This is a genomic window from Nocardia cerradoensis NBRC 101014 (genome assembly GCF_000308535.1).
Classification (GTDB): domain Bacteria; phylum Actinomycetota; class Actinomycetes; order Mycobacteriales; family Mycobacteriaceae; genus Nocardia; species Nocardia cerradoensis.
Map to the genome: position 1 here is coordinate 1 of NZ_BAFW01000038.1, position 5,837 is coordinate 5,837.

Annotated in this window: 6 protein-coding genes; 3 read left to right on the forward strand and 3 right to left on the reverse strand. The window is 69.1% G+C overall.

Annotated features, from left to right (window positions below; genetic code table 11):
* Positions 1 to 861 (reverse strand): benzoate/H(+) symporter BenE family transporter (locus ON23_RS05555; protein ID WP_051042062.1); only part of this gene is annotated, 861 nt, incomplete at its 3' end.
* A gap of 143 nt (positions 862 to 1,004) precedes the next feature.
* Complete coding sequence (locus tag ON23_RS05560; RefSeq protein ID WP_083903717.1) at positions 1,005 to 1,577, reverse strand: Lrp/AsnC family transcriptional regulator; 573 nt, start codon at positions 1,575 to 1,577, stop codon at positions 1,005 to 1,007.
* 94 nt (positions 1,578 to 1,671) lie between these two features.
* On the opposite strand from ON23_RS05560, the gene pdhA reads away from it, so the two are divergent.
* Genes pdhA through ON23_RS05575 form a run of 3 tightly spaced genes read left to right on the forward strand, consistent with a single transcriptional unit; the run spans position 1,672 to position 5,282 of the window.
* Complete coding sequence (gene pdhA / locus ON23_RS05565) at positions 1,672 to 2,895, forward strand: pyruvate dehydrogenase (acetyl-transferring) E1 component subunit alpha (protein ID WP_245555910.1); 1,224 nt, start codon at positions 1,672 to 1,674, stop codon at positions 2,893 to 2,895.
* Positions 2,892 to 3,872, forward strand: a complete 981-nt coding sequence (locus tag ON23_RS05570; protein WP_039776782.1) for an alpha-ketoacid dehydrogenase subunit beta — start codon at positions 2,892 to 2,894, stop codon at positions 3,870 to 3,872. The genes pdhA and ON23_RS05570 overlap by 4 nt, the downstream gene beginning before the upstream one ends.
* A gap of 39 nt (positions 3,873 to 3,911) precedes the next feature.
* Positions 3,912 to 5,282 carry a dihydrolipoamide acetyltransferase family protein gene (locus ON23_RS05575; RefSeq protein WP_039776783.1) on the forward strand — a complete coding sequence of 457 codons (1,371 nt, stop codon included), beginning with the start codon at positions 3,912 to 3,914 and terminating at the stop codon, positions 5,280 to 5,282.
* Here ON23_RS05575 and ON23_RS05580 read toward each other — a convergent pair.
* Positions 5,279 to 5,740: an acyl-CoA thioesterase gene (locus ON23_RS05580; protein ID WP_083903719.1), complete on the reverse strand. Its 462-nt coding sequence runs from the start codon at positions 5,738 to 5,740 to the stop codon at positions 5,279 to 5,281. The genes ON23_RS05575 and ON23_RS05580 overlap by 4 nt on opposite strands.
* Positions 5,741 to 5,837: the final 97 nt, after the last annotated feature.

The window sequence follows — 5,837 nt, forward strand, 5'->3', positions numbered from 1 at the left end:
GGCCATGGTGGCCGTCCAGCGCCGGCGCGGGTCGGGGTGGGCCGACGGCGCCGCCGCCAACGCCGCGCTGATCGCGGCCAGGTTGATCGCATGCCCGCCCGCCGGGGCACCCACGATGGTCCCGAGCCCGGTGACCGTCATCGACGCCCGCCACGGCACCCGATATCCGAACGAGCTCATGACCGCCACGCCGGGGATGTTCTGCGCGGCCATCGTGACCACGTACAGCGGAATCGCTATGCCGATGATCGCCGGCCAACTCCAGTGCGGCACAGTCATTTCCACCTTCGGCACCAGATCGGCGGCCGGAATCGAGTGATGTCCGGCAACCATCGCGATCGCCGCCCCGGCCACCGCGGTGACGAAGGCGCCGGGCACCGCCCACCGCTGCGCGTACCGCTGGAGCACCACCCACACCACCAGCACCGGCGCCACCACCGCCGCGCTCGAGGTGGTCAGGGCCCGCAGCGGCGCCAGGCACAGCGGCAGCAGTACGCCGGCGAGCATGGCCTGCGCGATCTCGACCGGGATCGCGGTGATCAGCCGGCCCAGCCGTGACCAGCATCCGGTGAGGACGATCAAAACCCCGGTGACCACGAACGCTCCCACCGCCGCGGGCCAGCCACCGGTCACCGCGCCGGCGCCGGCCAGCAGCGCCGCGCCGGGAGTGGACCAGGCGAGGGTGATCGGCATGCGGTAGCGCCGGCTAAGGATCCACATGCCCACCGCCTGGGTCACACAGACCGCCAGCAGACCCGAGGCGGCCTGCGCCGGGGTCGCGCCGACGGCGGTCAGTCCGGCCAGCACGACCGCGAACGAACTGATGAAACCCACCAGGGCCGCGATGATCCCGGCGCTCATCGCCTGTCCGGTACCGCCGGACCCGTGCTCGTCCGCGATCGCCGCCTGGAGGCCCGTCTGCGCCTCGGCGACGTCGGGCGGGTGGGATGCGGAATCGGCGGTGGCGGTCACCGAGCTATCTTCGCGGGCGGCTGGTCCTGCCGTCAGCGGCCAGTGCGCCGGAACTGGACCGAATTCTCCCCGGTGTCCTGTCGTCCCGCGTCCGGTCGTGGCGCCGCCGACTCGTCGGCTCCGGCCAGTCGTTGCAGCAGCGGCGCGGTGCGCGGCCCGACCAATTGCTGCATCACCAGTGCCATGTTGGTTCGTTGCACACCCGCGATCTTCAGAATCGCGCCGGTGATCCGATACAGATCGTCGGCGTCGCGCGCGACCACGCGAACGGTCAGATCCGTCTGCCCGGTCGTGCCGCACACCTCGGTGACCTCGGGTATCTCGGCGAGTTCGGCCACCACGTCGGCGAGCCGATGCTGATCGACCACCACCGCGACGAAGGCCGCCAGCCGGTATCCGAGGGCGCGCGGGTCCACGCGCCGTTCGAATCCGGCGAGCACACCGGCGGCCTCCCACCGGGCCAGCCGGGCCTGCACGGTATTGCGGGACAAACCCAGCCGCGTGGCCAGTTCCACCCCGGTGGCACGAGGGTTGGCAACCAGTTCCAGCAGCAGCCGGGCGTCGGTGGCGTCGATTGTCGCCGGAGCGGGTTCAGCACTGGGCATGTAACGCAGTATGACAGTCTCAGCCCCATCCCGATCGAGCATTCTGCGCAGTTCGCGTGTCACCACTTGCGCATCACGCTCAATCGTGGATGCTGTGAGGTACAGCACACAGCTGGCGAAGAGCAGTCCGCCGGATCGCGAGGGACTCCAGACCCCCGTCGTACGCGGCGACAAGGAGGTGATGGCTGTGCACCACACCACGACGCACAACACCACAACCGGGTATGGCACCGGGACGAACCCCTATCCCGTGCAACTGATCCAGCCCGACGGGCGCCGTGTTCTCGACCGCGAGCACGCGGCCCTGATCGCGGATATCGGTCCGGCCGAACTGCGCGAACTCTACGAGGACCTGGTCGTCACCCGCCGCATCGACGTCGAGGCGACCGCACTGCAGCGGCAGGGACAGCTCGGCCTCTGGGCACCGCTGCTCGGCCAGGAGGCGTCGCAGATCGGCTCGGCCCGCGCCCTGCACGACGACGATTACGTCTTCTGCAGCTACCGCGAGGCGGGCGTCGCCTATTGCCGTGGCGTGGATCCCGCCCTCATCACCAGGCTGTGGCGGGGCGTGGCGCATTCGTGCTGGGATCCGGACGAGATCAACATGACCAATCCGGCCATCGTCGTCGGCTCTCAGGGCCTGCACGCCACCGGTTACGCCTACGCCGCACATCTGGAAGGCGCGGAGATCGCGGTGCTGACCTACTTCGGTGACGGCGCCAGCAGTCAGGGCGATATCGCCGAGGCGCTCGGCTTCGCCGCCTCCTGGAGTGCGCCGGTGGTGTTCTTCTGCCAGAACAACCACTGGGCGATCAGCGAACCGGTCCAGCTGCAGAGCCAGACGCCGATTGTCCGGCGCGCCTACGGGTACGGCATCCCGGGCGTACAGGTCGACGGTAACGACGTGCTGGCCGTCCTGGCGGTGACCCGCCAGGCCGTCGCCCGTGCCCGCGCCGGTGGCGGGCCGTCGTTCATCGAGGCGATCACCTATCGGATGGGCCCGCACACCACCGCCGACGATCCCACCCGCTACCGCTCGGCCGCCGAACTCGAGCTGTGGCAGCGCCGCGACCCGATCGACCGCATGCGACGGCTTCTCGAGCGAGAGGGGCTGTGGGACAGCGACTTCGAGCGGCAGGTCACCGCACGCGCCGACGCGGTCGGCGCCGCGGTCCGCACCGCGACCATCGATATGCCCGATCCGGATCCGATGCAGCTGTTCGACCACGTCTACACCACCGCGCATCCGCTGATCGCCGCCGAGCGCGACGAATACGCCGGATACCTGGCGGGTTTCGAGGAAGGAGTACGGGCATGATCACCACCTTCGCGAACGCGCTGAACACGGGGATGCGCCGGGCTCTGGAGGACGATCCGAAGGTCGTGCTGATGGGCGAGGACATCGGGCGGCTCGGCGGCGTGTTCCGGGTGACCGACACGCTGCAGAAGGATTTCGGCAACAACCGCGTCATCGACACGCCGCTGGCCGAATCCGGCATCATCGGAACCGCTTTCGGCATGGCGCTGCGCGGTTTCCGGCCGGTGTGCGAGATCCAGTTCGACGGATTCGTCTACCCGGCCTTCGACCAGATCGTTTCCCAGGTCGCCAAGATCCACTACCGCACCCAGGGCAAGGTTCGGGCCCCGATCACCATCCGGATTCCGTTCGGCGGGGGAATCGGTTCGGTCGAACATCATTCGGAGTCGCCGGAGGCGTATTTCGCGCACACCGCCGGACTGCGCGTGGTCTCACCGAGTACGCCCGAGGATGCGTATCGACTGTTGCGCCAAGCTATTTCGTGCGACGACCCGGTCGTCTTCTTCGAGCCCAAGCGGCGTTACTGGGACAAGGCCGATCTGGATTTCACGGCCCTGGACGCGGATCCGCTCCCGCTGGACCGAGCGCGCATCCGCCGTTCGGGTCGCGACGCCACGATCGTCGCCTACGGCGGCATGGTCGCGACCGCGCTGACGGCGGCCGAAATCGCGGCCGGAGAGGGGCATTCACTCGAGGTGATCGATCTGCGCAGCCTGTCGCCGATCGATTTCGACACCATCGAGGAATCGGTGCGCCGCACCGGCCGGCTGATCGTCACACACGAGGCGCCGGTCTTCGCCGGGCTCGGCGCCGAAATCGCCGCTCGCATCGCCGAACGGTGTTTCTACTATCTCGAGGCGCCGGTCCTGCGCGTCGGTGGCTTCGACATCCCGTATCCCCCGGCTAAGCTCGAACGGCACCACATGCCAGACCCCGATCGCATTCTCGACGCGGTCGATCGAACGTTCGCCGCTTGATACCTGTTCGGACAGAGGTGCCCGTTGGAAGACCCTGCTGTGGATGACGACAACCACATACTCGAGTTCCGGCTGCCCGATCTCGGGGAGGGATTGACCGAGGCCGAACTGATCTCCTGGTCGGTGGCCGTCGGCGATACCGTGGAACTCAACCAGACCATCGCCGAGGTGGAGACCGCCAAGGCGCAGGTCGAACTACCGTGTCCGTTCGCCGGGCAGGTCGCCGAACTGCTGGCCCGGCCCGGTGAGACGGTGGCGGTCGGCGCACCGCTGATCAGAGTGCGCACCGCCGCGCCGGCCGGCGACGCGCCCGCCGCGGGCGAAAGCCGCACGTCGGTGCTCGTCGGTTACGGGCCTGGGGCCGAGGCGCCCACGCGGCGCCGTCCGGCGTCGAAAAACGGTGCGGCGACACCACATTCGGCCGCACCGGGACGGCCCGAGGAGATTCCGCCGGAATTCCCGGGCCGCCCGCCCGCCACTCCGGCCGCCCGCCAGCTGGCTCGCGAACTCGGAATCAATATCGCGTTCGTGGCCGGCTCCGGACCGGGCGGGGCGGTGACGGTCGAGGATGTGCGCCACGCGGTGCCGGTATCGCAGCCGCCGCGCCGGGTGCGGACCGAGGAGGAGACCGCGGACGCGCCACGCCCGGCCGCCCCACCGGTGCCCGCCATGCGACCCGACGGCGGCATCATCCGGCCGACGCCGAGCGAACGCGAAACCCGCACCCCGGTCAACGGTGTCCGCAAGCGCATCGCCGCGGCCATGACCACCAGCGCCCGCACGATTCCGCAGGCCAGCGCGTTCGTGACCACGGATTTCACCGCCTCGATGGAGTTGCTCGACCATCTGCGCAGCACCGACTCCTTCACCGGGCTGTCGCTCACCCCCCTCGCGCTGGTGGCCAAGGCGACGCTCGCGGCGATCGCCGAATTCCCCGGGATCAACTCCTGCTGGGACGCCGAAGCCAATCAGATCGTCACCAAGCATTACGTCAACCTCGGCATCGCCGTGGCCACCGAACGCGGGCTGCTCGTCCCCAACATCAAGGAGGCGCAGTCGCTGAGCCTGCGCGAGCTGTGCCGGGAGATCGGCTGGCTCGCCGATGTGGCCCGCGCCGGTTCGGCGACACCCGCCGATCTGCGCGGTGGCACCTTCACCATCAGCAATGTGGGTGTCTTCGGCGTCGATACCGGTGTGCCGCTGGTGAATCCGGGTGAGGGCGCGATTCTGTGCCTGGGTTCGATCCGGAAACGCCCGTGGGTGTATCGCGACGAACCGGCGATCCGGTGGATCACCACGCTCGGTGTGAGCTTCGATCACCGCATGATCGACGGGGAGCTCGGCGCGCGGTTCCTGTCGACGGTCGCCTCACTGCTCGAGGATCCGCTGACGCTGCTGGGCCGGGTCTAGGTCTCGTCGGTCACCAGCGCGGCGGCGGCGCCGCGGATGATCGCCGGGATCTCCACCGATTTGCGCGTCTCGTTGTCCACATAGACGTGCACGAAGGTGCCGGTGGCGGCCAGCTCCAGATCCTCTCCGGCGGTGTCGGCGGCGGTGCCGGCGTCCAGGACGCGGAAGATCGCCAGATCGTAGGTGATGCTGGAGCGGCCGAGGCGGCTGATCCGCAACCCGACCCGCAGCTGATCGGGGAAGCTCAGCGAGCCCAGATACTGGCACGAGGTCTGGGCGACCACACCGATCGCGGGCAGCTCCCGGATATCGGTGCCGGTCGCGGCCATCAACCAGGCGTTGACCGCGGTGTCGAAGTACGAGTAGTAGGTCACGTTGTTGACGTGGCCGTAGTGGTCGTTGTCGGCCCATCGCGTCGGCACCGGCCAGAGCACCGGGTAGTCCTGCTGTGTGGTCACCGCCCCGACAATAGTGACCGCGACCGGAGCGACGCGGGCGGAGGCGGCAGCCCGCGTCACCACGGAGCCCGCCGCGCAGGTCGCCGATCTACACCGC